Genomic DNA, 25,764 nt, shown 5'->3' with positions numbered 1-25,764 from the left:
GGCCGGGAATGATAAAATCAGCTACTTTTTCCTTCACTTCCGCGGTCCTTATCATGTCCGGCAACTCCTTCGGCACGCTGTTTTCCGTCACCACTTTCGGGGAGTCGCACGGCCCGGCCATCGGCTGCGTGATCGACGGCTGCCCGCCGGGGATGGAGCTGTCCGAGGCCGACATCCAGCCCGACCTGGACCGCCGCAAGCCCGGCACCTCGCGCCACGTGACGCAGCGGCAGGAGGCGGACACGGTCAAGATCCTGTCCGGCGTGTACGAAGGCCGCACCACCGGCACGCCGATCGCGCTGCTGATCCAGAACGAAGACCAGCGCAGCAAGGACTACGGCAACATCGCCGAGACCTTCCGGCCCGGCCACGCGGACTACACCTACTGGCACAAATACGGCATCCGCGATCCGCGCGGCGGCGGGCGGTCGTCGGCGCGGCTGACTGCACCCGTGGTCGGGGCAGGCGCGGTGGCCAAGAAGTGGCTGAAGCAGCAGTACGGGACCGAAGTCCACGGCTTCATGAGCCAACTCGGCGACATTGTGGTCCCGTTCCAGTCCTTCGAGCACGTGCACGCCAACCCGTTCTTCGCGGCGACAGCGGACGCGGACCTGCTGTCCCGTATGGAAGAGGCGATGGATGAACTGCGCCGCGCGGGCGACTCGATCGGCGCGCGCATCGAGGTGGTGGCCAGCAAGGTGCCGGTGGGCCTGGGCCAGCCGATCTACGACAAGCTCGATGCCGACATCGCCTACGCCATGATGGGTATTAACGCGGTCAAGGGCGTGGAGATCGGCGCCGGCTTCGCGTCGGTGGCGCAGCGCGGCTCCGAGCATGGGGACGAGCTGACCCCGCACGGCTTCCTGTCGAATCATGCAGGGGGTGTGCTGGGCGGGATCTCGACGGGGCAGGATGTCACCGTCTCCATTGCCATCAAGCCGACGTCCTCGATCCGTACGCCGCGCCGCTCGATCGACAAGCAGGGCAATCCGCAGATGGTCGAGACCTTCGGCCGCCACGACCCGTGCGTGGGCATCCGCGCGACGCCGATCGCCGAGGCGATGCTGGCCTTGGTGCTGATCGACCACGCGCTGATGCACCGCGCCCAGTGCGGCGACGTGCGCGTTGATACGCCCCGCATTGCATAACCTGCCTTTTCATTCGTAAAATATATCACCGGCCGCGGCGGCAAAACGCCGCGTCATCGATGCCGCCGCAGCCGTCCTCGCGCTTCGCGCAATTCCTCTTCAGCTACTACGCCCACGCCGGGACGTTCGCCACCTATGCGAGCCTGTTCTTCGCCGCGCGCGGCATGACCGCGGCCGAGGTGGCGGTGCTGATGTCCCTGATCCAGGTGATGCGCATTGTCGGCCCTAACCTGTGGGGCTGGGTGGCCGATCACACGCAGCAGCGGGTGCGCGTGCTGCGCCTGACTGGCTGCGGCGCGCTGCTCGCGTTCACGGGCTTCTTCTTCGCCGACGGCTTCGCCCAGCTGTTCGCCTGCATGCTGCTGCTGAACCTTTTCACCAGCGCCCAGAGCCCATTGTGCGAGGCGCTGGCGCTGACGTGGATGAAGGGCGACATCTCGCAGTACGGACGCATCCGCCTGTGGGGCTCGGCGGGCTTCATTGTCGCGGTGACGATCGCCGGCTACGGGCTCCAAAGATGGGGCGTCGACAGCCTGCTGTGGATCGCGGGCGGACTGCTGGTGCCGGTGCTGCTGTCCGCGCTGCGCATCCGCGATGTGCCGCATGTGCCGCATCCGCATGATGCGCCGGCCGCACCGCTCGGGCAGGTGCTGCGGCGGCGCGAGGTGATCGCCTTCTTCGCCTCCACCGCGCTGATGATCGGCGCCCACACCTCGCTGTACACCTACTACTCGCTGTACCTGGAGCGCATCGGCTACGGCAAGCCGGTGATCGGTGCCATGTGGTCGCTCGGTGTCCTCGCGGAGATCGTGTGCTTCTGGTACCAGGCGCCGCTCTTCAAGCACTTTGGCGCGCGCACGCTGATGAATGTGGCCTTCGCGGTGGCGCTGGTGCGCTTTGCCATGATCGGCGGCGGGGCGGCCTGGCTGGCGGTGCTGGTGCTGGCCCAGGTGCTGCACGCGGTGACGTTCGCCGTGCACCACTCGTCCTGCATCATCACCATGCAGCGCTGGTTCGCGGGGCCGCTGCAGGCGCGCGGACAGGCGCTCTACATGAGCATTGCGTACGGGATCGGCGGCACGGCGGGAGGGCTGTTCATGTCCCTGTTCTGGGACCATATCGGGCCGCAGGCCGTCTACTTTGCGGCCTGCGCCCTGGCGCTGGCGGGATGGATGGCGGCGCGGCTGTCGTTCCGCTGGCAGGCGGCGGACGCGCCGCGCGTCTGACCGAAGTCAGGCAGCGCGGGTCGACACCGCGGCGGCGTCGCTCTGCTGGCGGCGCTCCACGGCCCGCACCACCAGCGCGCGGATGTCGTTCAGCAGCGAGAACTCAGTCTGCGACAGCGCGATCGACGGGAAGCTCTCGTCCCAGTCCCCGTAGATGAAGCCCACCGGCTGCCCGCCGCTGCACAGCGGCAGGATCACGAAGCTGCGCGAATCGGACAGCGACTTCTTCCACCATGCCGGCAGCTTGGCGGCGAACTTGGGATCCTTGGCGTTCTCGATGAAGATCACGCGGTCGCTGTTGAGGGCCGCATGGAACACGTTTGGTTCGTAGATGTCCTCGAAGGTGAGTTCGGCCAGCAGCTCCTTGCTGCCTTCGCCGAAGCCCATCTTGGCCGAGTACACGCGCTCCTTGCGGTTGCGCAGGAAGGCAAAGGCGCGCGAGAACGACAGGCCCTGGAACACTGTCTCCAGCGCCATCGTCATCATCTGGCCCGGCGACGCGGACGGCAGGCTGTCGCGCATGTCGGAGACCCCGGACATCAGGATCCGGTTGCCTTCCGCACGCATGCGCACCGTTTGCGCGGCTTTGGCGCGCTTCTCGGCCGGCTTGGCCAGCGGCGCAATCGTCAGGTCCACGGCGGCGATGGCGCGCGCCTTGTCGATGGCGCCGAGGATGGTGTTCTCCTCAATGCCCAGCAGGCCCGAATAGCGCCTGGTGATGTCCAGCACGCGCGCGGCGCCGGCTTCGTCATCCGCCCACAGCGCGCCCGCACAGGTCGAGGACATGGTGGAGATGGCGGCCAGCCAGTCGCCCGCGGCCAGCGGCGCGGGGCTGTCGTCCGCCGGTTCGATCACGCGCATCCCGGCCAGCACATTGCCGGGCAGGTGCCAGTGCTCGGCGGTGGCGCGGCCCAGTTCTTCCATGGTCAGGCCCAGCACCTCGGGGGCGGCAGCGTCTTCGCTGCCCACGCCGCCGTGCTTCTGCAGCATGGCCCAGCGGTCCGGCATGTAGAAAGTGACCATCATGCGGCCCAGCCCATGCAGCATCGAGCAGACGACGGCTTCTTCCGGCTCCCGCACGCGCGCCTCCACCGCCACCTGCTGCGCCACGATCCCGGCCAGCACCGCCTTTTCCATCTCCACGTGGGCGATGGTGGAGTCGGGCGACAGGTTGGTCAGCTCCTCGATCAGGCGCAGGCCCAGGGCCAGGTGGCCGATCGCCTCGGTGCCCAGCACCAGTACCGCCTTCGAGACTGTGTTGATGCGCTGCCCGAACGCGGAATACATGCCGCTGTTGGCCAGCTTGAGGACTTTGTTGGTGAGGACGGGGTCCGACAGGACCGTACGGGTCATGTTGAATTCATGCTCGTCCTCGCCGCGCATCGCACCCAGGATGGCGCTGATGGCTTTTGCGAAGCCGGGCATGTCGCCGCGCTGGCGCACCCGTTCCCACAGCAGGGAGAGGGTGGCTTGCGCGTGTTTGCTGTAATGAGTGCTTGCCATTAGATGATCCCCGCCCGGCGCTCGACCGGCATCACCTGCGCGTACAGGTCTTCCTTGAGTGCGGCCACGGCGACGTGGGCCGGCATCGGTTTGCCGGTCAGGTAGCCCTGGATGTATTGGCAGCCTCGCTGCTCCAGGTAATCCAGCTGCAGTTCGGTCTCGACGCCTTCCGCCACGACGGACAGGTCGAGGTGCTTGGCCAGGTCCAGTACCGCGTTGACGATGGCGGCATCCTTGGCCGAATCGGGCAGGTCCTTGATGAAGGCGCGGTCCACCTTGAGCACCGAGATCGGAAAGCGCTTCAGGTAGGCCAGCGACGAGTAGCCGGTGCCGAAATCGTCGATCGCGATGCGCGCGCGGCGCTCGGTCATCTTGGCCAGGATCGCTTCGGCGTGGGCCGGGTCGATCATCAGGGTGCCTTCGGTGATTTCCAGGACCAGTTTATTGCCCGGCAGGCCGGAGAAATTCAGCGCATCGTCCAGCACATCGAGGAATTTGTCGTTGCGGAACTGGCGCGGGCTGATGTTCACGGAGATGTACAGCTCCCGTCCGGCGGCTTCCTCGAACTGCGGCAGCTGCACGCAGGCCGCCTTCAGCGCCCAGGCGCCGAGCAGGTTGATGAGGCCATTGGTTTCTGCGATCGGGATGAAACGCGCGGGCGGCACCATGCCGAGGGTAGGGTGCTTCCAGCGCATCAGGGTTTCGAAGCCCTGGATCTGGCGCGAGCGGGCGTCCACGATGGGCTGGAAGTAGAGCTGGAACTCGCCTTCGCGCACCGCGTTGAACATGGCCGCTTCCAGCGAGATGTCGTGCTCCGGCGGGCCGCTCTGGCGGGCGCTGTAGGTCACGCAGCGCGACTTGCCGGTCTCCTTGGCGCGCGACATGGCGGCATCGGCCAGCGCCACCAGCCGCACTTCGTCTTCCGCATGCTGCGGGTAGATCGAGACGCCGACCGAGGCGCCCACGTAGATCGTGTGGTTGTCGATCTCGAAGGGCGACTGCAGGGCAGCCAGCAGGCGGTTGGTCACCAGCTTGATCTGGCCTTCGCTGAAGGTGCCCGGCAGGACGGCCACGAATTCGTCGCCGCCGACGCGGGCCAGGGTGTCCGAGTCGCGCAGGGTCTTGCGCAGGCGGGCGGCGGCCATGCGCAGCACCGCGTCGCCGATCGGGTGGCCCAAGCCATCATTGACCTTCTTGAAGCCGTCCAGGCCCAGCGTGGCGACCGAGAAGCCCTGACCCGAGCGGCGCGCCTGGGCGATCACCATGCGGATGCGGTCCGACAGCAGCAGGCGGTTGGGCAGCTCGGTCAGCGCGTCGTGCGTGGCCATGTGGCGCAGCCGCTCTTCGGTGGCGTGCTGCAAAGTCATGTCGCGCCCGACGACCAGCACCTCGGCGCGCGCTTCGCGGTTCATGTACGGGGACAGGCGCAGCTCGAACCAGATCTCGCGGTCCGGCGACTTGAGGCGCGCTTCGATGCGAACCGGCCGGGCCGGATCGGTGGCATCGGCGATCGCATTGCGCAGCACCGCCTGGTCAGGCTCCGCGGCGAGGGCGGTCAAAGCGAGGCCGGACAAATCCGGCGTGCGGGCGATGAGCGCCGTGGCGCGGTGGCTGGCTGCCACGATTGCGCCCTCCGGCGTGAGCCGGAACACGACATCGCCGGCCGACTCCAGGAGATTGTCCATCTCTTGGCGGAGTACGGCGTCCGGCGCGGTGGGGGAACTGGAGCGCATCGTCACGTATTTTTCTTACTTGAGGCCAAAGCCGTGTGTATCTCAGGCAATCTTACCAAACACTCCCGAATGTAGCATCTAAACATTCCAGATTGCATTAAATTCGTAGGTTTAAGCTATTGATTTCCCTGATTTTGACGTGCGACAGCGACGCTTCTTGTGGTCAAACAGAGCAGGTTGCCTGATTTAAGGAAATGACAAGTACCAAGCAATTGCTTGCTAGGCCTATGCCATTCCGCTAGGCTGGACAAAAAATCACATCTTGCCGGAGACACCATGGACACGTTCATTACGCACGCCGTCTTCAACCAGGTCGCGCCTTTCGAAGACATCAACCTGTACAGCTGCGACATCGCCCTGCAGGAAGCGCTCAAGCGCGAGGGCGGCGGCGCGGCAGCGGATGCGCTGCGCGAGCTGGGGACGCAGCTGGGGCGCGCGGAGGTGCTGGACCTGGCGCGCATTGCGAACGCCCATCCGCCGCGCCTCGTGTCGTATGACCGCCAGGGGCGGCGCGTGGATGAAGTCGAATTCCACCCTGCCTGGCACCAGCTGATGGAGCTGATGATCGGCGCGGGAGCCCATGCTTCGCCCTGGGACAGCACCCAGCCGGGCCGCCAGGTGGCGCGCGCGGCGCAGTACCTGCTGTTCGGGCAGGTGGAGAACGGGGCCCAGTGCCCGGTCACCATGACCTATGCGAGCGTGCCCGCGCTGCGCCAGGCGCCCGCGTGGATCGTGGACCAATGGCTGCCGAAGATCCTCTCGCGCCAATACGACCCGCGCTCCCTGCCCGTGACGCAGAAGAGCGGGGCGCTGGTCGGCATGGGCATGACGGAGAAGCAGGGCGGGACGGACGTGCGGGCCAACACCACGCAGGCCACGCCGATTCCGCCGTCGGAACTGCGCGAGCGTTTCGGCGCGCAGGCCGCCACGGATGCCTGGCGCATCGTTGGCCACAAATGGTTCTTCTCCGCGCCGCAGTCGGACGCGCACCTGGTGCTGGCGCAGACGGAGGAGGAGGGCAGCGCAGGCCTGACCTGCTTCTTCCTGCCGCGCTATCTGCCGGACGGCACCCGCAACGCCATCCGCGTTCAGCGCCTGAAGGACAAGCTGGGGAACAAGTCGAATGCGTCGTCCGAAGTCGAGTTCACCGGCGCGATCGGCTGGCCGGTCGGGAAGATCGGGCGCGGCATTCCCTCGATCCTGGAGATGGGCAGCCACACGCGGCTCGATTGCGTGGTGGGCACCGCGGGCATCATGCGCGCGGCGCTCACGCATGCGCTGCACCACGCGCGCGGGCGTGCCGCCTTTGGCCGCAAGCTCGCCGAGCAGCCGCTGATGCAGAACGTGCTGGCCGACCTGGCGCTGGAATCGGAAGCGGCGACCGCTTTCGCCCTGCGCCTGGCGCGCTGCTTCGACCAGCAGGACGACCCGCAGCAGGCCATGCTGGGCCGCGTGCTCACCCCGGCGGGCAAGTACTGGATGTGCAAGCGCGGGCCGGGCTTCGGCGCGGAGGCGATGGAAGTCCTGGGCGGGAACGGCTATGTGGAGGACGGGCCGCTGGCGCGCCTGTACCGCGAATTCCCGGTCAATTCGATCTGGGAAGGCTCGGGCAACGTGATGTGCCTCGATGTGCTGCGCGCCTTCGGCAAATCGCCTGCCGCAGCGGAGGCGCTGGCGGCGGAACTGGCGCCGGCCCGCGGGAACCCGCACTTCGACGCGTATGCGGACCAGCTACTGGCGCAGCTCACGTCCGGCCAGCTCGACGAATTCGGTGCGCGGGTGCTGGCGGAACGCATCGTGATCGCGGTGCAGGCCGCGCTGCTCCTGCAGCACGCGCCGTCCTATGTGGCGGATGCTTTCGTGGCCTCGCGCGTGGCGCGCGACGTGGGCGGGGCGTACGGCCGCCTGCCCGCAGGCGTGGACTGCGTGGCCATCATGGCGCGGGCGCTGGTGGAAGCATGAACGTGGTGTATCTCAGCGACGCGGATGCGCGCAACCGCCGCGCGGAGCTGGTGCGGGCGTCGGCCCGCCTGTTCCGCGAGCGCGGGTTCGATGCCACCACCATCCGCGATATCGCGCAGGCGTGCGGCATGCGTTCGGGCAGTCCGTTCTATCACTTCAAGTCCAAGCAGGAGATCCTGGTGGCGGTGATGGAGGAGGGGCTGGTCGCGGGCCTGGTCACCATCGAAGGCATCGCCGCGCAGCCGCTGGCGCCGCGCGCCAAGTTCCGGGCGCTGGTGCGCACCCAGCTCGAATTCATGCTGGGCGAGGGCCACGACTTCATCCCGGTGCTCTTGTATGAATGGCGGGCGCTGGACGAGGCGCTGCAGCCGCGCGTGCTGGCGCTGAAGGAGCGCTACGATGCGCTGTGGCATGCGATGGTGGTGGAGCTGAAGGACGCGGGCCTGATCCAGGCCGACCCCACGGTCGCGCGCCTGTTCATCCTGGGCAGCCTGACCTCGGCGGTGCAGTGGTTCCGGCCGGAGGGCAGCATCAGCCTGGACCAGCTGGCCGACGATGCTGTCGCCATGTTTTTGCACAGCCGATAAGCAGCGTGGGATAATGCGGGCATACAAAGCGACCGGCCCGTGACGCCGCGCTCTCACCTGACACCACACATGAAACAAGACCCACGCTTCCCCAACCTGTTCATCCTCGACCACCCGCTCATCCAGCACAAGCTGTCGCATATGCGCGAGAGCGACACCTCGACGCGCACCTTCCGCGAGCTGCTGCGCGAGATCACCCTGCTGATGGGCTACGAGATCACGCGCGACCTGCCGCTGACCACGCGCACCATCGAGACGCCGCTGCAGAAGATGGAAGCGCCCGTCATCGCGGGCAAGAAACTGGCGATCGTGCCGATCCTGCGCGCGGGCGTGGGCATGAGCGACGGCCTGCTGGAGCTGGTGCCGTCGGCGCGGGTCGGCCACATTGGCGTCTTCCGCGATCCTGAGACGCACCAGCCGGTGGAATACCTGGTCCGCCTGCCGGACCTGGCTGAGCGTACTTTCATTCTCTGTGATCCGATGGTCGCCACCGGCAATTCGGCGGTGTACGCGGTGGACGTGCTGAAAAAGCGCGGCGTGTCGGACGCGCAGATCGTGTTTCTCGCGCTGGTCGCGGCGCCGGAAGGCGTGGAGGTATTCCGCAATGCGCACCCGAACGTCAAGATGTACGTGGCGTCGCTCGATTCGCACCTGAACGATCATGCCTATATCGTGCCGGGGCTGGGCGATGCGGGCGACCGGATATTCGGTACCAAATAACTTCCTGGGGTTTTTCCATGCCGACGCCGCTCGACGCCGATTTCGCCGCACGCCTGCAAGCGCTGAACGACAAGTTCGCGGCCAGCCTGCCGGGGACGCTGGACAAACTGGCGGCCGCGCGGGCGCGCTTCGATGCCGCGGCGCCTGACCAGACGGTGGCAGCGGAGCTGCACGGCTTGCTGCATTCGATCGCCGGGTCGGCGGGCACGTTCGGCTTTCCGCTGCTGGGCCAGTACGCCCGGATCGTGGAACAGAACGTGCGGCGCCTGCTGTCGGGCACCGAACCGCCACTGGACTGGGCAGCGTGGGCGGATCAGTTCGATGGTTTTCTTGCGTGGGCGAAGGCTGATCCGCAGGCGCCCTACACCGTCTGAGACGGCGGGCTCTAGCTAAAAACAAGAAAACGTCACGCGAACCTTTGATTTTGCGCAAACTTGGGCCCAGCCTTTGTCTTATATTCACTTCCACGAACTTGGTCAAATCCTGGTGCACGGGGTGTTCAAAAATGAAACACGTGTTCCGGATAGGACCGGTTATAATGCGGGATCGTTGGATGCGAGTTAAGTAGTGCAGGTTGTCCTCATTCCTTCTTGTTTCTTACACGATCTAAACTTAATTCTGAAATATATAGGAAATAGCAATGGCAACTGGCATCGTTAAATGGTTCAATGACGCTAAAGGTTTCGGCTTCATCACCCCGGACGAAGGCGGCGAAGATCTGTTCGCTCACTTCTCGGCTATCCAATCGCAGGGCTTCAAGTCCCTGCAGGAAAACCAGCGCGTTTCGTTCGACGTGACCTCGGGCCCGAAAGGCAAGCAGGCTTCGAACATCCAGCCGCTGTAATTCGCGGTTCGCCCAAAAAATCCTCGGCATGCCGAGGATTTTTTTCGTCCGTACGCGCCGCATGTGCCGGTCAGGCACCCCAGTACCCTGGCTGGCCGTAGGTCCGGCGCAGGAAGTCGACGAAGGCGCGAATGCGCAAGGGCAGGTGGCGGCGCTGCCCGAACACGGCGTAGATGTCGTTGCCCGGCGCCGCGTACGGATCGAGCACGGTGCGCAGACGCCCGGCCTTGATGTCTCCGGCGACCTCCCACATCGAACGCCAGGCCAGCCCCTTGCCCGCCAGCGCCCACGCGTGCAGCACGGCCCCGTCATTGCAAACCATGTTCCCGGCCACCTTGAGCGTCACGTTCTTGCCGTTGTCGCGGAAGGTCCAGCCACGCTGGCTGCCTTCGCTGGAAATCGGCAGGCAGTTATGTTTGTCGAGATCGGCCAGCGTTTTCGGCACGCCGTGGCGTTTGAGATAGGTGGGCGTGGCCACGACCACGCGGCGATTGTCCGCCAGCTTGACGCCCACTAGACTCGAATCTTCGAGCGACGCAATGCGGATGGCGACGTCGATGCCTTCGCCTACCACATCCACTACGCGGTCGTTGAGATTGAGATTGACACTGACCTCGCGATGCTCGGCCAGGAAGGAGGGCAGCAGCGGTGCAACGTGCTGGCGGCCGAAGCCCGCGGGCGCTGAAATCAGCAGGTGGCCGGTGGCGCGGGCACTGCGTTCCGCGACCGCATTCTCGGCTTCCTCAAGATCGGCCAGGATGCGCTGGCAGTCTTCCAGGAAAGCGGCGCCTTCATCGGTGAGCGCGAGTTTGCGCGTGGTCCGTTGCAGCAGTTTGACGCCGAGGCGCTGTTCAAGCGCATCCAGCCGCCGCCCGATCATGGCCGGTGCAATGCCCTCGGCCCGGGCCGCCGCGGACAGACTGCCGCGCGCCACCACCTCGACGAATGTGGAAATCTGCCTGAATTGTCCCATCCTGCATCCCCTGTCCTGGATCTCCATCTATGACTAAAACGCACAGATGAATTCATTTATTGTTTCGTTTCCGTACTAAATAGTGAATATACTGGAAAACGATACCGAATTCTCAACAAACAGGAGTAAGAGCATGACTTTCGCCACCCCCGCCGGCATGGAGATCACGGGCGACATCAAGCCTGGTTACGAACAGATCCTTACGCCCGAAGCCCTCGCGCTGGTCGCCAAGCTGTCGCGCGAGTTCGAGCCGCGCCGCCAGCAGCTGCTGGCCGCCCGCGTGGAGCGCGCCAAGCGCCTCGATGCCGGTGAGCGCCCGGACTTCCTCGCCGAGACCGCGCACATCCGCGCCGGCGACTGGACCATCGCGCCGATCCCGCAGGCGCTGCAGTGCCGCCGCGTGGAGATCACCGGTCCGGTGGAGCGCAAGATGGTCATCAACGCGCTGAACTCCGGCGCGGACAGCTACATGACCGACTTCGAGGATTCCAACACGCCGAACTGGGACAACCAGATCTCCGGCCAGATCAACATGCGCGACGCGGTGCGCCGCACGATCGCGCTGGAAGCCAACGGCAAGAGCTACAAGCTGAATGACAAGGTGGCGACCCTGGTGGTGCGTCCGCGCGGCTGGCACCTGGACGAGAAGCACGTGCTGGTGGACGGCAAGCGCGTCTCGGGCGGCATCTTCGACTTCGCGCTCTTCATGTTCCACAATGCGAAGGAGCAGCTGGCGCGCGGCGCCGGTCCGTACTTCTACCTGCCGAAGATGGAATCGCACCTGGAAGCGCGCCTGTGGAACGATATCTTCGTGATGACCCAGAACGAGCTCGGGCTCCCGCAAGGCACGATCAAGGCCACGGTGCTGATCGAGACCATCCTCGCCGCCTTCGAAATGGACGAAATCCTGTACGAGCTGCGTGAGCACAGCGCGGGCTTGAACGCGGGCCGCTGGGACTACATCTTCAGCTGCATCAAGAAGTTCAAGCTGGATAAGGAATTCTGCCTGGCCGACCGTGCCAAGGTCACCATGACCGCCCCCTTCATGCGCGCCTACGCGCTGCTGCTGCTGAAGACCTGCCACAAGCGCAAGGCTCCAGCCATCGGCGGCATGTCCGCGCTCATCCCGATCAAGAACGATCCGGAGAAGAACGACATCGCCATGGGCGGCGTACGCAACGACAAGGCGCGCGATGCGACCGACGGCTACGACGGTGGCTGGGTGGCGCACCCTGGTCTGGTGGACCTGGCCATGGCGGAATTCACCAAGGTCCTCGGCGACAAGCCGAACCAGATCGACAAGCAGCGCCCGGACATCGAGGTCACCGCGGCCCAGCTGCTGGACTTCCAGCCCGAGACCCCGATCACGGAAGCGGGCCTGCGCTACAACATCAACGTCGGCATCCACTACCTGGGCGCCTGGCTGGCCGGGAATGGCTGCGTCCCGATCCACAACCTGATGGAAGATGCGGCGACCGCCGAGATCTCGCGCTCGCAGGTGTGGCAGTGGATCCGCACGCCGAAGGGCAAGCTGGAAGATGGCCGCAAGGTCACCGCCGACATGGTGCGCGCGATGATCCCCGAGGAGCTGGCCAAGGTGCAGCAGGTCGCCAAGGATGGCACGCCGCAGCACTACGAGCGCGCGGCGCAGATCTTCGAGCAGATGTCGACCTCCGAGAACTTTGCCGAGTTCCTGACCCTGCCGCTGTACGAAGAGATCTAACCCCTCACGCAGCAAAGCAAACAGCCCGCACGCAGCGGGCTGTTTTGTTTGTGCAGGCGGAAAAGCTTAAGCCCGCAGCAGCGCCGCCGCGGCGGCGGCCTGGTTGGCCACCAGCGCCGCGAACTCCTCGGCCGGTACCGCAGGGCTCATGTAGAACCCCTGGAACAGGTCGCAGTTTTGCTCGCGCAGGAACTCCAGCTGGGCCTCGGTTTCCACGCCTTCGGCCACGACTTCGAGCCGCAGCGAGTGCGCCAGCGCGATGATGGCGGTGACCAGCGCCGCGTCGTCCGCATCGCCCGGCGTGTCGCGCACGAAGGAGCGGTCCACCTTGATGATGTCGACCGGGAAGCGCTTCAGATAGGACAGCGACGAATAGCCGGTGCCGAAATCGTCGATCGCCAGGCGCACGCCCAACCCGCGCAGGCGGTGCAGCACCTCCAGCGTGTCCTGCGCATGCTCCATCAGCGTGCTCTCGGTGAGCTCCAGCTCCAGCAGCTCCGGCGGCAGCGCGGTCTCGGCGAGGATGCCTTCCACCGTCTCCACGAATTCCTTCTGCAACAGCTGCTTGACCGAGACGTTGACCGCCACGCGCAGCGGCGGCAGGCCATCGGCCATCCACTGCTTCAGCTGGCGGCAGGCCACGCGCAGTACCCATTCGCCGAGCGGCTTGATGAGGCCCGTCTCCTCGGCCAGCGGGATGAACTCGGCGGGCGAGATGAAGCCGCGCGCGGGATGGCGCCAGCGCACCAGCGCTTCCATGCCCAGGATCTCCTGAGTGGCCAGGTCGGCCTGCGGCTGGTAGAACACTTCGAGGTCGAAGTTGTCCAGCGCACGGCGCAGGTCCGTCTCCAGGCGCACGTGCTCGGAGATGGTCTGCTCCATCGACGCCTCGTAGAACTGGAAGCCGGTGTTGGTCTTCTTGGCGCGGTACATGGCGTTATCCGCATGCTTGACCAGGGTCGGCACGTCGTCGCCGTCGTTCGGGTACATGGCGATACCCACCGAGCTGGTGACGAAGATATCGTGCCCGTCGATCTGGAACGGTGCGGCCAGCACGCGGTTGATGTTCTGCGCGGCCGTCGCGACCGGCGCCGGATCGTCGATTTCGTTCAAGACCACGGTGAATTCGTCGCCGCCCAGGCGTGCGACCACGTCGACCGAACGCACCGCGCGGCGTACGCGCTGCGCCACCGCCACCAGCAGGCGGTCGCCCACGTCGTGGCCCAGGTTGTCGTTGACGTACTTGAAGCGGTCCAGGTCCATGAACAGCACCGCCAGCGCCTTGCCATTCGAGCGCGCCTGTTCCACCGACTGCCCGAGCAGGTCGAAGAACAGGGTGCGGTTCGGCAGCCCGGTGAGCAGGTCGTTGTAGGCCAGGTGGCGGATGCGCTTCTCGGCGCGGTTGGCCTCGATGATGCGGCGCACGCGCTGCGACAGCACGGCATAGTGGATCGGCTTCGGAATATAGTCCGAGGCGCCGGCGGCAAAGGCGCGTTCGACCGAGGTCTTGTCCTCCAGCGCGGTGATCATCAGCACCGGGATATGCGAGGCGCCCGGCAGTTCGCGCATCTTCTCGCAGGCGGTGAAGCCGTCCATCACCGGCATCACGGCGTCCATCAGCACCACGTCCGGGTGGTAGCGCTTGAGCATCTGCAGCGCCTGGGCGCCATGCTCCGCTTCCTCGACGCGGAAGCCATCGCGCTGCAGCGTGTAGCGCAGGGTGCTGCGGGTGGAGCGGTCGTCGTCCACGATCAGCACGTGCGCCAGTTCGTCGCCCGCGGGCTGGCCGCCGATATTCTCGTCCTTGATCTCGACTGCCAGCGCGGCCGAGACCTCGCTGAAGGCGATGCGCAGCTTGGGCAGCAGCGGCGCGATCTGCGCCAGCTCGCCGGCGATGGCCAGTTCCTCGGCCTCCTTGGCCAGCTGCGCCAGTTGCAGCGCGCCCAGGTTGCCGGACGAGCCCTTGACCGCATGCGCCTTGGCGCGCGCGATCTGCTGGTCGCCGTTGTTGACGGCGCTCTCCAGGTCCAGCAGGTACTGCGGCGTGTCTTCCAGGAAGGGGCTGACCGCTTCCTGCAGCGAGGCGCCGAGGATGTCGCGCAGCTTCATGAAGATGGCCGGGTCGATCGGGCTGGCGTCTTCGCGCTCGCGTTCACGCATGGTCTCTTCCGCTGCCAGTTCGCCCGCGCGCGGCAGCCACTTATCGAGCTTGCGGCGCAGTTCGACCAGCGTGATCGGCTTGGCCAGGTAGTCGTCCATGCCCGCATCCAGGCATTTGTCGGCGTCGCCCAGCTGGGTGTTGGCGGTCATCGCCACAATCGGGGTGTGGCGGTCGTGCGCCGCTTCCCAGGCGCGGATATGGCCGGTGGCTTCGTAGCCGTCCATCTCCGGCATCGAGCAATCCATCAGGATCAGGTCATAGGCGCGGGTGCGCGCCGCTTCCAGCGCTTCGCGGCCGTTGGACGCGAATTCGCAGGTGCAGCCGTTCATGTTGAGCATGCCCGCCGCGACCATCTGGTTGGTGCGGTTGTCTTCTGCGACCAGGATGCGGTATTGGGTGCGGTCCGGGGCCGGGACGACCACCGGCAGCGCGGGTGCGCCCGCGGCTTGCGCGGAGGCCGCGGCCGGAGCTTGCAGCGCCGGGGCCAGGCGCGCGGTGGTGCTGTCCAGCACTTCCTTCATCGCCGCCAGCAGGCGCTCTTCGCGCAGTGGCTTGCCGAGGGTGGCGTAGCCGTCCACCAGTTCGCCCACGGTCGGCGGGCCGTAGCGGTCCAGGATCAGGATCGGAGTGCCCGGCACTTCGCGTTCGATCTCGCGCGCCAGGTCGTTGCCATCGTCGTCCACCGCGCCGATGTCCATCACGACCATGCCATAGGGCTGGCCCTCCGCGTTGGCGCGCTTGAGCTGCGTGAGGGCGTCGCCGCCCCAGCGCGTGACCAGCACTTCCAGCCCGCGGCGGCCCAGCGCCTGCTGCAGGAAGGCGCGCACGGCGCCGCTGGCGTCCACCGCGACCACGCGCAGGCCCGCCAGCGGATGCGCGGCGGGAGCCGGCAGTTCTTCCAGCGCCGGGCGGCACTGCACGGTGAAGCTGAAGGTGGTGCCTTCTTCCAGCTTGCTCTCGACCCAGATGCGGCCACCCAGCAGGCCCACAAGCTGGCGGCAGATCGCCAGGCCCAGGCCCGTGCCGCCGTACTTGCGGGTGGTCGAGGGGTCGGCCTGCACGAAGGACTGGAACAGGTTGTCCTGCTGCTCGCGCGTCATGCCGATGCCGGTGTCCTGCACCTCGATGCGCAGGCCGAACGGCGCCGACTGCATGGCCTCCGCGCGCGCGATGCGCACGGTGACGTCGCCGTTCTCGGTGAACTTGACGGCGTTGCTCACCAGGTTGATGAGGATCTGGCGCAGGCGCAGCGAGTCGCCGTTGACACGGTCCGGCACGTCGGCATCGAGCACATAGCCGAGCTCCACGTTGCGCTGCTGCGCCTGTTTGGCGACCAGGTCGATGACTTCCTCGACCAGCTGGCGCAGGTCGAAATCGACCTCTTCCAGGGTCAGCTTGCCGGCTTCCATCTTGGAGAAGTCGAGGATGTTGTTGATCAGCTCAATCAGGGTGCGCGAGGAGTTCCAGGCCACGTCCACGCACTCCGCCTGGCGCTTGTTGAGGTTCATTTCCTTCAACATGTCCAGCATGCCGACCACGCCGTTCAGCGGCGTGCGCACCTCGTGGCTGACGGTGGCGGCGAACTGCGCCTTCATCTGCGCCATGGTCACGGCGGCATCGCGCGAGTCCTTCAGTTCGGCCTCGCGCTGCTCCAGCACGTTCATCATCTTGTTGAAGGCGCCCGCCATCTCGATCAGGTCGCGCGGGCCGTGCGGCTCGGCGCGCATGCCGGATTCGCCATGTTCCGCACGCTGCATCAGCTTGGACAGGGCGTTGAGCGGGTCGATCAGATGACGGGTCAGCAGCCGCATCACGAACAGCAGGCCGGCCGCAAAGGAGAGGGTGATGGCCAGGTTCCCGACCAGCAGCGACCAGGTCAGGCGCTGCAGGGTGTCCTTGCCGATTTCTACGTGTACGTAGCCGAGCAGCTGCGGGTGGTGTTCCTGCAGCTCGAAGGGCGAGGCTTCGGACGAGCCGCCGTACACCGGGGCCGAGAAGTGCCAGGCGTCGCTGGACTCGCCCAGCATGCCCGCGTGCGCGGTCGGCGCCTTCAGGTTGGGCACCGGGGTGGCGCCCGGCTGCAGGCGCGACAGCAGCACCTGCTGTTTGACGTCGGTGATCTGGACGCCGCGCACGTCCGGGAAGGTGAGGGTGGTCGCCACCACGTCGTTGGCATTCTCGGCCGAGTGGTAGAGCAGTGCCAGCGTGCTCTGGCGTGCCAGGTTCTCGGCGATGCGCTGGCCCTGCTCGACGAAATAGTCGCGCATGCGGCTGCTGGCCTCCCACGAGTTGACCAGGGACGAGAACAGGGCGAGGCCGAGGATCGCCGCTGACACGATCACGGTCAGCTGGCGTCGGAAGCCGGTGCGGCGGAGGAAAGCTCGGATCAAATCACGGCTCCGGGAAAATGAAATCGAAGGTGCGTTGCTGCTGCTGGCCGATCGCCAGCCCCATGTGGCTGGCGGTGCGCAGGTTCAGCGCCGCGTGCAGTTCGCGCAGGGGCTGGACGCCGCGCTTGCGCGGCTCGCCATTCATGAGGCCCAAGGCCGAGCTGGCCAGCGTGCGGCCCAGCTCCAGGTTGTTGGGGGACATGGCAAACAGCGCCCCTTTGCGCGCATGCAGGATGTTAGACGAGAACAATGGTACTCCGCTGTTCCACGAACCGCGCAGGATCAGCGGCATCAGGGTGCCTTCTTCGACCGTGGTCGAGTCGTGCGGCAGCCACAGCGCGTCATGCTGCTTGTCCGCCGAGGCGAACAGCTGATTGTAAGCCTTGGCGGCCTGGCCGAGGTCGCGCGCTTCGACCGTGGCCAGTTCCAGCCCCTGGGCGTGGGCGGCGTCGCGGGCGATGCGGATCAGCCACTCGGACTTGCGCGGGTCATGCACCACCAGTACCCGTTTCACCTCCGGCAGCAGGCTTTTCAGGCGCGCGAACAAAATGGCCGGATCGGGCGTGAGGCTGATGCCGCTGACGTTCTCGCTGTCCGACAGCAGGGCGCCACCGGCGAGCACGGTGATGTCCCGGTCCAGTCCGGACGCCGTAGTGATGCCCTGGCGGCCCAGCGCGATCACCACCTTGGTGCCGTTGCGCTTGAGCTGGGCGTTCAGGTCGTACACGTCCAGCCGGGCGTCGATGGCATAGCTGCGCACATGGACCTTGGTGCGGTCCTCGATGCCCTGGATCATGGCCACGAAGGCGGCGCGATAGGGTTCTTCCACATTGGGGTAGAGGACCGCGATGGTGCCGTTGCCGAGGGACGCCTGGGTTTCCGGGCGGCGCAGCTGGGTTTCCAGCTGGGCCAGGGTCATCTGCCCCATGGCGAGCTGGACGTCATTACGCGCCCAGCGTTCGGCCAGGTCCGGGCCCAGCGGCACGGCAGGCGCGCGCGAGGCGAACGTGGGCCCGGAGACGCCGCCACCGTGCGACAAGCCGGGCAGGAGCGCCAGTACGAGACTGGTTCCGGCAACGAACAGCCTGCCGGGAGCTGGGGAGTGTGTCTTCATCGATCGCGCAGGGAGAAGGCGACCGTCAGTATAAGCTACGGAATAGCTTGGAGGAAATATTTTATGGTTCGGAGTACACCACATCGAAGCTGCGTTGCAGCTTTGGTCCTACGTTGAGCCCGATGTGATTGGCGGTCCGCAGATTCAGGGCACTGTGGACTTCGCGCAACGGCAGCACGCCGCGGCGGAGTTCGCCGTTCATGGCGGCCAGCGCCAGGGCCGACAGACTGCGGCCGAGCTGGGTGTTGTCGGGGTACAAAGCGAATAACAGGCCGCGCTTCACGTGGGCCAGGTTGCTGGAAAAGACGGGCAGGTTGCGGCTCCAGGCAGCGCCCAGCGCCAGCGGCAGGATGGTGGCGTCATCGACCGTGGTCGGGTCCTGCGGCAGCCACACGGCGTCGCGGCGCGGGTCGGCATTGGACAGCAGGCTTTCGTATTGACGGGCGGCGGTGGCCAGGTCGCGCGCCTCGTAGGCGACCAGCTCCAGGTTCTGGCTGCGGGCGGCGTCCCGTGCCAGCTTGATGAGCCAGTCGTTGTTGGCCGGGTTGTAGACCACGAACACGCGGCGCACGCCGGGGGACAGGGTCTTCAGTTGGCTGAATAGCAGGGCCGGGTCCGGCGACAGCAGGATGCCGGAGGCGCGGTCGGCGTCCGGCACGGAGGAGACGGCGCCGGCCACCACCGGGTAGTCGAGGCCGGCGCCCGCCTTCAGGCCCTGGCGGCCGAGCGCGATCACCACGCGGGTGCCGTTGCGCTTCAGCGCGGCGGCGAGGTCGGCCGGGTCCTGGCCGGGGCCGATGGGGTAGCTGTGCACGGGCAGGCGGCTGTGGTCTTCGATGCCGTCCACGATCTCGGCGAAGATGCGGCGGAAGGGTTCGCCGATGTCCGGAAACAGCACGGCGATCGGTTCGCCGCTGGTGGTGTGGCGGCGGGCATCGGCCTGGGCCAGCTGGATGGTCTCGGAGCGGCGCACCACCACGCTCGGAGCGGGGTCCTGCTGCTGCACCGGGGCCGCCTGCGCCGACGCCAGCGCGAGCAGGCAGCCGAACGCCGCCAGCGCCCGCCGGATCGCCTGACCGGCTGCGGCCCGCGGGGACGTACCCCCACCGGTTGCAGAGACGCCTACCTTACTCATGCGCCAGCGCGCCCCTGGGTGAAGGCATGCCAATCGCGCAACGAATGTTTCCCATGGGAACATTCTAGCGTACGGGCCTGGGATGCGGGGGAGGGGAAGCTCATCGGGGTATCGTCAGCAGCAGATACAGCGTATAGCGGAACTCGTATAGCCGAAACAGTCAAGTTGCTGTTCCGGAAAAACCGACGATTGTAACGTTTGCGCGCGTGCAACGGTAAAAAAGTTGTTAATGCCGAGGAATTAGTTGCCGAGGGGAGACGTGAAGATAGCGGTCTAGAAGGTGTTTTTCCAGTCGCGCAGGGCGGCGAAGGCCTGGACCGGATCGGCGTCGGCCGGAATGCGGTGCGCCGCCGCGAGCGTGTGAACGATGGCCGGTTCGCGGTAGCGCAGGAAAGGATTGGTGGCCTTCTCCAGCCCGATCGTCGACGGCACCGTGGGCGCGCCGCGCGCGCGGGCCGCGGCCGCGTCCTGCATGCGCTGCTGCAGCGCGGTATTGTCCGGCTCCATCGCCACGGCGAAGCGCAGGTTGGACAGCGTGTATTCGTGTGCGCAGAATACTTTGGTGTCCTCGGGCAGGGCCGCCAGCTTGCCGAGCGACTGCGCCATCTGCGCCGGCGTACCCTCAAACAGGCGGCCGCAGCCGCCCGCGAACAGGGTGTCGCCGCAAAACACCCAATGCTCCGGCGCACCGTGCCGTACGTACGCGATGTGGCCCAGCGTATGCCCCGGCACGTCCAGCACGTGGAATTGCAGATCCAGGCCGGGCACTTTTACGCGGTCTCCCTCGTCCAAGGGCTGAGTGACCGTCGCAATCCCGTCATCCCGCGGGCCGAACACAGGCACGTTCGCATGCTTGAGCAGGTCCGGCACGCCCCCGACATGGTCAGCATGGTGATGGGTGAGTAGAATGGCAGTGAGAGTCAGGCCGTGCTCCGCCAGCGCGGCCAGGATCGGCCCGGCATCGCCCGGGTCCACCACGGCGGCATTGCGGCCATCGTGGATCAGCCACAGGTAGTTGTCCTTGAAAGCGGGGACGGTGAGAACGGTGGGGGCATGCGTCATGACGAGAAGGCGGGAACGGAACTGACTACAGCGAGAAGGACGGGCATGGATAGCGCCGCATCCGAAAAGTCCATTATAGCGCTCGACCATTGGCTGCAAACGCCGGTGGGCGCGTACGTGCGCTCCTGGGAGCAGTCCTGCCTGGACGAGCTGACGGCGGATATTTTCGGCTACAACGCCGTGCAGATCGGCCTGCCGCAGATCGACCTGCTGGCCGCCAGCCGCATGCCGAACAAGTGGCAGGCGGCCACGCGCACCTCCAGCGCCAGTGAGCTGGAGCTGTCGGTGACCGGCAAGCAGATCGCGGTCGCGCTCGACTTTGCCGAGCTGCCGTTCGCGTCCAGCAGCCTGGACCTGGTGGTGCTGCCGCACGTGCTGGAGTTCGCCGCCGAGCCGCACCAGGTGCTGCGCGAGGTCGAGCGGGTCCTGATTCCGGAAGGGCAGCTGATCATCGCCGGCTTCAACCCGGCCAGCCTGTGGGGCGCGCGCCAGCTGGTGGGGGCGGCGCTGCACAGCCACTACCTGCCGGTGGCGGGCGAGTTCATTTCCATGCCGCGCATGAAGGACTGGCTCAAGCTGTTGAACCTGGGCGTCTCGCGCAGCCACTTCGGCTGCTACGCGCCGGCCTTCCGCAGCACCAAATGGCTGGGGCGGTTCGCCTTCATGGAGCGCACGGGGCAGAAGTACTGGCCGTACCTTGGGGCCGTGTATGTCGTGCATGCGATCAAGCGCGTGAAGGGCATGCGCATCATCGGCCCGGCCTGGACCAAGACCAAGGCCAAGGCGCCGGCCACCGTGCCGGCCGCCAATTCAACTCAAAAGAACCATCACCGATAAGAAGCAATGACCAAAGTAGAGATTTACACCGACGGCGCCTGCAAGGGGAACCCGGGCACGGGCGGCTGGGGCGCACTGCTCGTCGCGGACGGGCACGAGAAAGAGATCTTCGGCGGCGAGCCGAACACCACCAACAACCGCATGGAGCTGAAGGCCGTGATCGAAGCGCTCACCGCGCTCAAGCGGCCATGCGAGGTGGTGCTGCACACCGACAGCCAGTACGTACAAAAAGGGATCAGCGAATGGATCCACGGCTGGAAGGCGCGCGGCTGGAAGACGGCGGCCAAGGAGCCGGTCAAGAATGCGGACTTGTGGATGGAACTGGATGCCGCGCGCCAGGCGCATCAGGTGGAGTGGAAATGGGTGCGCGGCCATAACGGCCACCCCGGCAATGAGCGCGCCGACCAGCTGGCCAACCGCGGGGTAGACAGTATCCGGCGCTGACGGTCAAGGCCAGCCCAGCAACCAATGGCGCGGCGTGCTTTGCTACAATGCGCCGCCTGTAGCTCATCAGTTCCACTCGTCTCTTCCCATGCGCCAGATCGTCCTCGATACCGAAACCACCGGCCTCAATCCCCGCACGGGTGACCGCATCATCGAAGTCGGTTGCGTTGAAATCCGCGACCGTAAACTCACCGGCAACAACTTCCATCGCTATATCAATCCCGAGCGCGACTCGCATGAAGAGGCGCTGGCGGTGCACGGCCTGACCACAGAGTTCCTGCGTGATAAGCCGAAGTTCTGCGATGTCGTGCACGAGCTGCGCGCCTATATCGATGGCGCCGAGGTAATCATCCACAATGCGCCGTTCGACCTGGGCTTTCTCGATCACGAGTTCAAGCTGCTGGGGCTGCCGACGTTCACCTCGCACTGCAGCGGGGTGATCGACACGCTGGTCAACGCCAAGGAACTCCATCCGGGCAAGCGCAACTCGCTGGACTCGCTGTGCGAGCGCTACGGGATCTCGAATGCGCACCGCAAGCTGCACGGCGCGCTGCTGGACGCGGAGCTGCTGGCCGATGTCTATTTGGCGATGACACGCGGTCAGAATTCGCTGACCATGGACATGGCCGTGGAGGCCGCGGTTGAGGGCGGTCTGCTGGAAGCGGTGGCGCTGGCCGACGTGCTGGTGCTGTGCGCGAGCGCGGAGGAAGAGGCGGCGCACCAGGAGCTGCTGAATGGCCTGGACAAGCAGATCAAGGGGACCAGTGTCTGGCGTTCCTACGCAGTGTCAGAAGAAATTTCAAATGGGACGTGACAGAACGAAAGAGGGCGGCTATAATACTCCTCGTTTTGGGCGGTTAGCTCAGGGGTAGAGCACCACATTCACACTGTGGGGGTCGCAAGTTCGAAACTTGCACCGCCCACCAAGACACCAAAGGCCAGCTTTCATAGCTGGCCTTTTCGTTAGTCTCGTGACTAACAAGACGCCGGGGCCAGCTGTCATAGCTGGCCTTTTCGTTTTTCAGCGTTCCGCTGCGATTTGATCCTGGTCATTCGCAGAGCGAGGCGATCTGGCTACTCTGGCTCCATCATTGAGGGAGCACAAAGCATGGGCCAGCACATCGTCATCATCCAGGGGCATCCGGACGGCTCCGCGCCGCACTTCTGCCATGCGCTGGCCGACGCCTACGCTCAAGGCGCGGAAGAGGCCGGTCATACGGTGGAGCGCGTGGACGTGGCCCACATCGACTTTCCTCTGCTGCGCAGCCAGCAGGACTGGGAACACGGCGTGCTCCCCGAAGCGCTGCTGCCCGCCCAGCGCGCCATCGGCCGCGCCCAGCACATCGTCGTGATCTTCCCGCTGTGGCTCGGTGACATGCCCGCGCTGCTCAAAGGCTTCCTCGAACAGGTTGCCCGTCCCGGATTCGCCTTCGCCGGCGAGGGCGCCAATCCGTTCGCGCACAAGGCGCTGGCCGGCCGCAGCGCCCGTATCGTGGTGACCATGGGCATGCCCGCCGCGCTGTACCGCTTCTACTTCCAGGCCCACAGCGTGCGCTCGCTCGAACGCAATATCCTCGGTTTCGTCGGTGTCGCGCCCGTGCGCCACACCCTGATCGGCATGGCCGGTGCCATGGCCAATGCCGACACTGTCAAATGGCTGGACCGCATGCACCGCCTCGGCGCTCGCGGCGCCTGAGCGGGCAGTACCAAAGAAAACGCCGGAACGAGTCCGGCGAAAGTCCATCTGAGAAGGGGTTCCGCCGCAGCGCAGAATTCAGAACGCGGGCCCGAGCCGCGCGGTGGCGCCATCGACGAACACGGCGGAGAACACGCGCCGCTCGGGCGCCCGTTCCAGCTGGCGGGCCAGGCCGACCAGCATGTCTGCGGCCGCGACCGCCATGCTCTGCACCGGCTGGCGCAAGGTGGTGAGGTTGTAGCAGAGCCAGCTCGATTGGGCGATGCCGTCGAAGCCGGTGATCGACATCTGGTGCGGCACGCTGATCTTGAATTCATGGCGTGCCGTGTCCAGGCAGCCGATCGCCATCATGTCGTTGCCGCACATGACCGCGTCCGGCGGCATGCCGCAGCGCTCGATCACTTCGCGCATACCGCGCGCGCCGCTAGTGTAGTCCAGGCCGCCGCTGACGACGACCGGAGCAGGCAAGCCCAGCTCGGCCAACCGTTCGGAGATGCCGCGGCGCCGGTCCTGGGCGATGGTCGAATCGGCCGGGCCGTCGATGATGGCAAAGCGCTTGTGCCCGGCCGCAGCCAGGCGCGAGGCCATGGTGCGCGCCGCTTCCACCTGGTCGCACACGATCGCATTGACCGACTGGTCGCGCAGGTGGCGGTTGAACAGGACGAAGGGCACGCCGCGGCGCTCGAATTCCGCGATCTGCGAGGGCAGCATGCGCGCGGACACCACGGCGCCGTCTATCTGGTGCTGCCAGACGTCGGCCAGGGTGCTGTCCAGCTGGCTTTCATGCACGAAGGTGAACAGGACGATGCGCATGCCGCGCTCGGCGAACTGGCGCGTAAGCTCGTTGAGCACGTCCGGATAGAAGCTGACCGCCGACTCGGACACCAGCACCGCCACCAGGTTCGAGCGCCGGGTGATCAGGCTGCGGGCGGCCGCGTTCGGAGTGTAGTCGAGCTCCTGCGCCGCCTTCATCACGCGGGCGTAAGTGGCCTTGGACACCGATGCGCCCGGCTTGAAACAGCGCGACACCGCCGACTGCGACACGCCCGCCAGGCTGGCGACGTCGTAGGAAGTCACGCGGCGCGATTCGCGGCGGATCAGGGCCTTGATATCGGCGATGGAATTGCTGACGGGAATAGCGGTGCTGGTCATTCGATCATCTTAGCCTGAAGTATTTTCTCAAGGCAACTAATTTCCACAAGGAAATCAGACTTTACAACAGTCGGCGCACTTATAGAGTAGCGACGGGGTTCCCGACCCGTACCATGGTCCAGGCGGACAGCTTGCGGGTGCGGGCCGTGGCCGTCACCAGGTGGGCGTCCGTCTCGCCGATGGACCCTAAGCGCGCGGTCGCGGTGCCGAAGCTGTCAGTCACGCCCGTCAGCACCTGGACGGCGCCACGATCGGCGCCAAATTGCACGCGCACGCCCGGCACCGGGTGGCCCTCGGCATCGCGGACCTGCGCGGTCAGCTCCACATCCGCGCTGGTGCCCGGTGTGACTGCGGTGCTGCTGGCGCCGAGCACCAGGCTGACGGGAGAAGGCGCATCCGGCGCGGTACTGCTGACGCAGGCGCACAGCCCGGCGGCGGCAAGCAGGGCGGTGACGCGGAGTGCGGACGGCGACAGGCGGGTGCGCATGATTCATTCCTCCTGGCAATAAGAAAGGTCCCAGCCTACCCCCGCCCGCCCCGTCGGTATTGACCGTCCGCAACGATAACGCCCACTTATATGCATGCAGAATTGTCACCGCCGCGCCCGAGATCGCATTACAATGCGGGCGTTCTTTGGCCCCGCTTTCCATGACCCGTCGCGTTTTCGTCCGTGTCCTGCTGTCGCTGCTGCTGGTGCTGTCCCAGCAGATGGCGTTCACGCACGCGCTGTCGCACTGGAACACGGAGCATGCGGCTGAGACCGCCGGCAGCAAGGCCGGCAAGCAGCGCGCGGCGGACCAGCTGTGCGAGCAGTGCGCGGCGTTTGCGCAGCTCGCGGGCGTGGTCGGCAGCGACACCCGCACCTTTGCGGCCACCGATCCGGGGTCGTCTCTCATCACCAGCGCTGAACCGGGCGACGCCTGCCGCCGTACGGTCTGCGTGTTCGACTCGCGCGCGCCACCCAGCCTTTCCTGAGTGTCTCTGATTCCGTTCGCCAGTCCTGCTTTGCCGCGGGCTGGTGCGAGCCGTCATTTCTATTCAGGAGTTTTTTCGATGAAACCGCAAGTTGCTTGCGCGGCGCTGGCCGCCGCATTGGCATTGCCGCTGTCCGCCCACGCGGCGGACGACCAGGACCTGTCTGCCATCCGCGCCGAGATCGCCAAGATGAAGCAGGACTACGAAGCGCGCCTCGCGGCGCTGGAGCAGCGCCTGCAGGACACCCAGGCCGCGCTGGCCCAAGCCCGGAACGCCAACCCTCCCGCCGCCCCAGTGGCTCCCGTGCTGGCCGCCACAGCGCCCGCCGCTTCCGGTATGCCGGCCACCCAGCTGGCTCCGCCGCTGGCCGATGCGGGGA

22 protein-coding genes, 1 tRNA gene and 1 pseudogene are annotated in these 25,764 nt (G+C 66.1%); 15 read left to right on the top strand and 9 right to left on the bottom strand.

Annotation, left to right across the window (positions count from 1 at the left end; genetic code table 11):
* Positions 1-53: 53 nt before the first annotated feature.
* Together aroC and E4L96_RS22080 are read left to right on the top strand one after the other, a co-directional pair.
* Positions 54-1,148: a chorismate synthase gene (gene aroC, locus E4L96_RS22085; protein WP_135209380.1), complete on the top strand. Its 1,095-nt coding sequence runs from the start codon at positions 54-56 to the stop codon at positions 1,146-1,148.
* A 59-nt stretch (positions 1,149-1,207) separates the two neighbouring features.
* Positions 1,208-2,374: an MFS transporter gene (locus E4L96_RS22080; RefSeq protein ID WP_135209379.1), complete on the top strand. Its 1,167-nt coding sequence runs from the start codon at positions 1,208-1,210 to the stop codon at positions 2,372-2,374.
* 6 nt (positions 2,375-2,380) lie between these two features.
* Here E4L96_RS22080 and E4L96_RS22075 read toward each other — a convergent pair whose 3' ends face one another.
* Positions 2,381-3,877 carry an HDOD domain-containing protein gene (locus E4L96_RS22075; protein ID WP_229414709.1) on the bottom strand — a complete coding sequence of 499 codons (1,497 nt, stop codon included), beginning with the start codon at positions 3,875-3,877 and terminating at the stop codon, positions 2,381-2,383.
* Positions 3,877-5,610, bottom strand: a complete 1,734-nt coding sequence (locus E4L96_RS22070; RefSeq protein ID WP_135209378.1) for a putative bifunctional diguanylate cyclase/phosphodiesterase — start codon at positions 5,608-5,610, stop codon at positions 3,877-3,879. Before E4L96_RS22070 ends, E4L96_RS22075 begins: the two co-directional genes overlap by 1 nt.
* Before the next feature lie 276 nt (positions 5,611-5,886).
* On the opposite strand from E4L96_RS22070, the gene E4L96_RS22065 reads away from it, so the two are divergent.
* The 5 genes from E4L96_RS22065 (at position 5,887) to E4L96_RS22045 (ending at position 9,723) form a co-directional block, all read left to right on the top strand.
* The gene (locus E4L96_RS22065) at positions 5,887-7,572 is read left to right on the top strand and encodes an isovaleryl-CoA dehydrogenase (RefSeq protein ID WP_135209377.1); all 1,686 of its coding nucleotides are present in this window, start codon (positions 5,887-5,889) and stop codon (positions 7,570-7,572) included.
* Entirely contained in the window at positions 7,569-8,159 is a 591-nt protein-coding gene (locus E4L96_RS22060; protein WP_135209376.1) for a TetR/AcrR family transcriptional regulator, read from the top strand. Before E4L96_RS22065 ends, E4L96_RS22060 begins: the two co-directional genes overlap by 4 nt.
* Positions 8,160-8,228: 69 nt before the next feature.
* A complete protein-coding gene (upp, locus tag E4L96_RS22055) occupies positions 8,229-8,879 on the top strand; it encodes a uracil phosphoribosyltransferase (RefSeq protein WP_135209375.1) in 651 nt (216 codons plus the stop codon).
* A 17-nt stretch (positions 8,880-8,896) separates the two neighbouring features.
* Positions 8,897-9,253, top strand: a complete 357-nt coding sequence (locus E4L96_RS22050) for an Hpt domain-containing protein (RefSeq protein WP_135209374.1) — start codon at positions 8,897-8,899, stop codon at positions 9,251-9,253.
* Positions 9,254-9,519: 266 nt separating this feature from the next.
* Entirely contained in the window at positions 9,520-9,723 is a 204-nt protein-coding gene (locus tag E4L96_RS22045; RefSeq protein ID WP_135209373.1) for a cold-shock protein, read from the top strand.
* Between the two features lie 70 nt (positions 9,724-9,793).
* Here the strand turns inward: E4L96_RS22045 and E4L96_RS22040 are convergent, their stop codons facing one another.
* Positions 9,794-10,696: a LysR family transcriptional regulator gene (locus tag E4L96_RS22040; protein ID WP_135209372.1), complete on the bottom strand. Its 903-nt coding sequence runs from the start codon at positions 10,694-10,696 to the stop codon at positions 9,794-9,796.
* A gap of 133 nt (positions 10,697-10,829) precedes the next feature.
* Here E4L96_RS22040 and aceB point away from each other — a divergent pair, with 133 nt between their 5' ends.
* Complete coding sequence (gene aceB / locus E4L96_RS22035; RefSeq protein WP_135209371.1) at positions 10,830-12,419, top strand: malate synthase A; 1,590 nt, start codon at positions 10,830-10,832, stop codon at positions 12,417-12,419.
* A 66-nt stretch (positions 12,420-12,485) separates the two neighbouring features.
* Here the strand turns inward: aceB and E4L96_RS22030 are convergent, their stop codons facing one another.
* From E4L96_RS22030 to gloB, 4 genes are all read right to left on the bottom strand, one after another.
* On the bottom strand, positions 12,486-16,970 hold the full coding sequence (locus E4L96_RS22030) for an EAL domain-containing protein (protein ID WP_135209370.1): 4,485 nt from the start codon (positions 16,968-16,970) through the stop codon (positions 12,486-12,488).
* A 1-nt stretch (position 16,971) separates the two neighbouring features.
* On the bottom strand, positions 16,972-18,084 hold the full coding sequence (locus tag E4L96_RS22025; protein WP_135209369.1) for an ABC transporter substrate-binding protein: 1,113 nt from the start codon (positions 18,082-18,084) through the stop codon (positions 16,972-16,974).
* Between the two features lie 61 nt (positions 18,085-18,145).
* Positions 18,146-19,219 (bottom strand): ABC transporter substrate-binding protein, encoded by a 1,074-nt coding sequence (locus E4L96_RS22020; RefSeq protein WP_135209368.1) that lies wholly within the window; start codon positions 19,217-19,219, stop codon positions 18,146-18,148.
* A 273-nt stretch (positions 19,220-19,492) separates the two neighbouring features.
* Positions 19,493-20,281 (bottom strand): hydroxyacylglutathione hydrolase, encoded by a 789-nt coding sequence (gene gloB, locus E4L96_RS22015; protein ID WP_135209367.1) that lies wholly within the window; start codon positions 20,279-20,281, stop codon positions 19,493-19,495.
* A gap of 45 nt (positions 20,282-20,326) precedes the next feature.
* Here gloB and E4L96_RS22010 point away from each other — a divergent pair, with 45 nt between their 5' ends.
* The 5 genes from E4L96_RS22010 (at position 20,327) to E4L96_RS21990 (ending at position 23,258) form a co-directional block, all read left to right on the top strand.
* Complete coding sequence (locus E4L96_RS22010) at positions 20,327-21,118, top strand: class I SAM-dependent methyltransferase (RefSeq protein WP_135209366.1); 792 nt, start codon at positions 20,327-20,329, stop codon at positions 21,116-21,118.
* A gap of 6 nt (positions 21,119-21,124) precedes the next feature.
* A complete protein-coding gene (gene rnhA / locus E4L96_RS22005) occupies positions 21,125-21,562 on the top strand; it encodes a ribonuclease HI (protein ID WP_135209365.1) in 438 nt (145 codons plus the stop codon).
* An 88-nt stretch (positions 21,563-21,650) separates the two neighbouring features.
* Complete coding sequence (dnaQ, locus tag E4L96_RS22000; protein WP_135209364.1) at positions 21,651-22,376, top strand: DNA polymerase III subunit epsilon; 726 nt, start codon at positions 21,651-21,653, stop codon at positions 22,374-22,376.
* Positions 22,377-22,413: 37 nt separating this feature from the next.
* Positions 22,414-22,488 (top strand) — tRNA-Val (locus E4L96_RS21995).
* A 182-nt stretch (positions 22,489-22,670) separates the two neighbouring features.
* Positions 22,671-23,258: an NAD(P)H-dependent oxidoreductase gene (locus E4L96_RS21990; protein ID WP_135209363.1), complete on the top strand. Its 588-nt coding sequence runs from the start codon at positions 22,671-22,673 to the stop codon at positions 23,256-23,258.
* A 78-nt stretch (positions 23,259-23,336) separates the two neighbouring features.
* On the opposite strand, the gene E4L96_RS21985 is transcribed toward E4L96_RS21990, so the two are convergent.
* Together E4L96_RS21985 and E4L96_RS21980 are read right to left on the bottom strand one after the other, a co-directional pair.
* Positions 23,337-24,410: a LacI family DNA-binding transcriptional regulator gene (locus E4L96_RS21985; RefSeq protein ID WP_135209362.1), complete on the bottom strand. Its 1,074-nt coding sequence runs from the start codon at positions 24,408-24,410 to the stop codon at positions 23,337-23,339.
* Between the two features lie 79 nt (positions 24,411-24,489).
* Positions 24,490-24,897 (bottom strand): Ig-like domain-containing protein, encoded by a 408-nt coding sequence (locus E4L96_RS21980; RefSeq protein ID WP_135209361.1) that lies wholly within the window; start codon positions 24,895-24,897, stop codon positions 24,490-24,492.
* Positions 24,898-25,058: 161 nt separating this feature from the next.
* Between E4L96_RS21980 and E4L96_RS21975 the strand changes: the two genes are divergently transcribed.
* Together E4L96_RS21975 and E4L96_RS21970 are read left to right on the top strand one after the other, a co-directional pair.
* Positions 25,059-25,385 carry a hypothetical protein gene (locus E4L96_RS21975; protein ID WP_135209360.1) on the top strand — a complete coding sequence of 109 codons (327 nt, stop codon included), beginning with the start codon at positions 25,059-25,061 and terminating at the stop codon, positions 25,383-25,385.
* Positions 25,386-25,463: 78 nt separating this feature from the next.
* Positions 25,464-25,764 (top strand): annotated as a pseudogene (locus tag E4L96_RS21970) (hypothetical protein); the annotation flags it as partial.

The organism is Zemynaea arenosa, from assembly GCF_004614185.1.
GTDB lineage: Bacteria > Pseudomonadota > Gammaproteobacteria > Burkholderiales > Burkholderiaceae_D > Telluria > Telluria arenosa.
The sequence above is the reverse complement of the archived record's forward strand: the minus strand, read 5'-3'. Positions and strand labels throughout refer to the sequence as shown.

Excerpts from the sequence above, each read along its gene's own strand:
- E4L96_RS22050 (WP_135209374.1), top strand. The coding sequence starts at position 8,897 with ATGCCGACGCCGCTCGACGCCGATTTCGCCGCACGCCTGCAAGCGCTG.
- aceB (WP_135209371.1), top strand. The coding sequence starts at position 10,830 with ATGACTTTCGCCACCCCCGCCGGCATGGAGATCACGGGCGACATCAAG.
- E4L96_RS22075 (WP_229414709.1), bottom strand. The coding sequence starts at position 3,877 with ATGGCAAGCACTCATTACAGCAAACACGCGCAAGCCACCCTCTCCCTG.
- E4L96_RS21985 (WP_135209362.1), bottom strand. The coding sequence starts at position 24,410 with ATGACCAGCACCGCTATTCCCGTCAGCAATTCCATCGCCGATATCAAG.
- rnhA (WP_135209365.1), top strand. The coding sequence starts at position 21,125 with ATGACCAAAGTAGAGATTTACACCGACGGCGCCTGCAAGGGGAACCCG.
- E4L96_RS22070 (WP_135209378.1), bottom strand. The coding sequence starts at position 5,610 with ATGCGCTCCAGTTCCCCCACCGCGCCGGACGCCGTACTCCGCCAAGAG.
- E4L96_RS22080 (WP_135209379.1), top strand. The coding sequence starts at position 1,208 with ATGCCGCCGCAGCCGTCCTCGCGCTTCGCGCAATTCCTCTTCAGCTAC.
- E4L96_RS22040 (WP_135209372.1), bottom strand. The coding sequence starts at position 10,696 with ATGGGACAATTCAGGCAGATTTCCACATTCGTCGAGGTGGTGGCGCGC.
- E4L96_RS21975 (WP_135209360.1), top strand. The coding sequence starts at position 25,059 with ATGACCCGTCGCGTTTTCGTCCGTGTCCTGCTGTCGCTGCTGCTGGTG.
- E4L96_RS22010 (WP_135209366.1), top strand. The coding sequence starts at position 20,327 with ATGGATAGCGCCGCATCCGAAAAGTCCATTATAGCGCTCGACCATTGG.
- E4L96_RS22045 (WP_135209373.1), top strand. The coding sequence starts at position 9,520 with ATGGCAACTGGCATCGTTAAATGGTTCAATGACGCTAAAGGTTTCGGC.
- E4L96_RS21980 (WP_135209361.1), bottom strand. The coding sequence starts at position 24,897 with ATGCGCACCCGCCTGTCGCCGTCCGCACTCCGCGTCACCGCCCTGCTT.
- gloB (WP_135209367.1), bottom strand. The coding sequence starts at position 20,281 with ATGACGCATGCCCCCACCGTTCTCACCGTCCCCGCTTTCAAGGACAAC.
- E4L96_RS22060 (WP_135209376.1), top strand. The coding sequence starts at position 7,569 with ATGAACGTGGTGTATCTCAGCGACGCGGATGCGCGCAACCGCCGCGCG.
- dnaQ (WP_135209364.1), top strand. The coding sequence starts at position 21,651 with ATGCGCCAGATCGTCCTCGATACCGAAACCACCGGCCTCAATCCCCGC.
- aroC (WP_135209380.1), top strand. The coding sequence starts at position 54 with ATGTCCGGCAACTCCTTCGGCACGCTGTTTTCCGTCACCACTTTCGGG.
- E4L96_RS22025 (WP_135209369.1), bottom strand. The coding sequence starts at position 18,084 with ATGAAGACACACTCCCCAGCTCCCGGCAGGCTGTTCGTTGCCGGAACC.
- E4L96_RS21990 (WP_135209363.1), top strand. The coding sequence starts at position 22,671 with ATGGGCCAGCACATCGTCATCATCCAGGGGCATCCGGACGGCTCCGCG.
- upp (WP_135209375.1), top strand. The coding sequence starts at position 8,229 with ATGAAACAAGACCCACGCTTCCCCAACCTGTTCATCCTCGACCACCCG.
- E4L96_RS22020 (WP_135209368.1), bottom strand. The coding sequence starts at position 19,219 with ATGAGTAAGGTAGGCGTCTCTGCAACCGGTGGGGGTACGTCCCCGCGG.
- E4L96_RS22065 (WP_135209377.1), top strand. The coding sequence starts at position 5,887 with ATGGACACGTTCATTACGCACGCCGTCTTCAACCAGGTCGCGCCTTTC.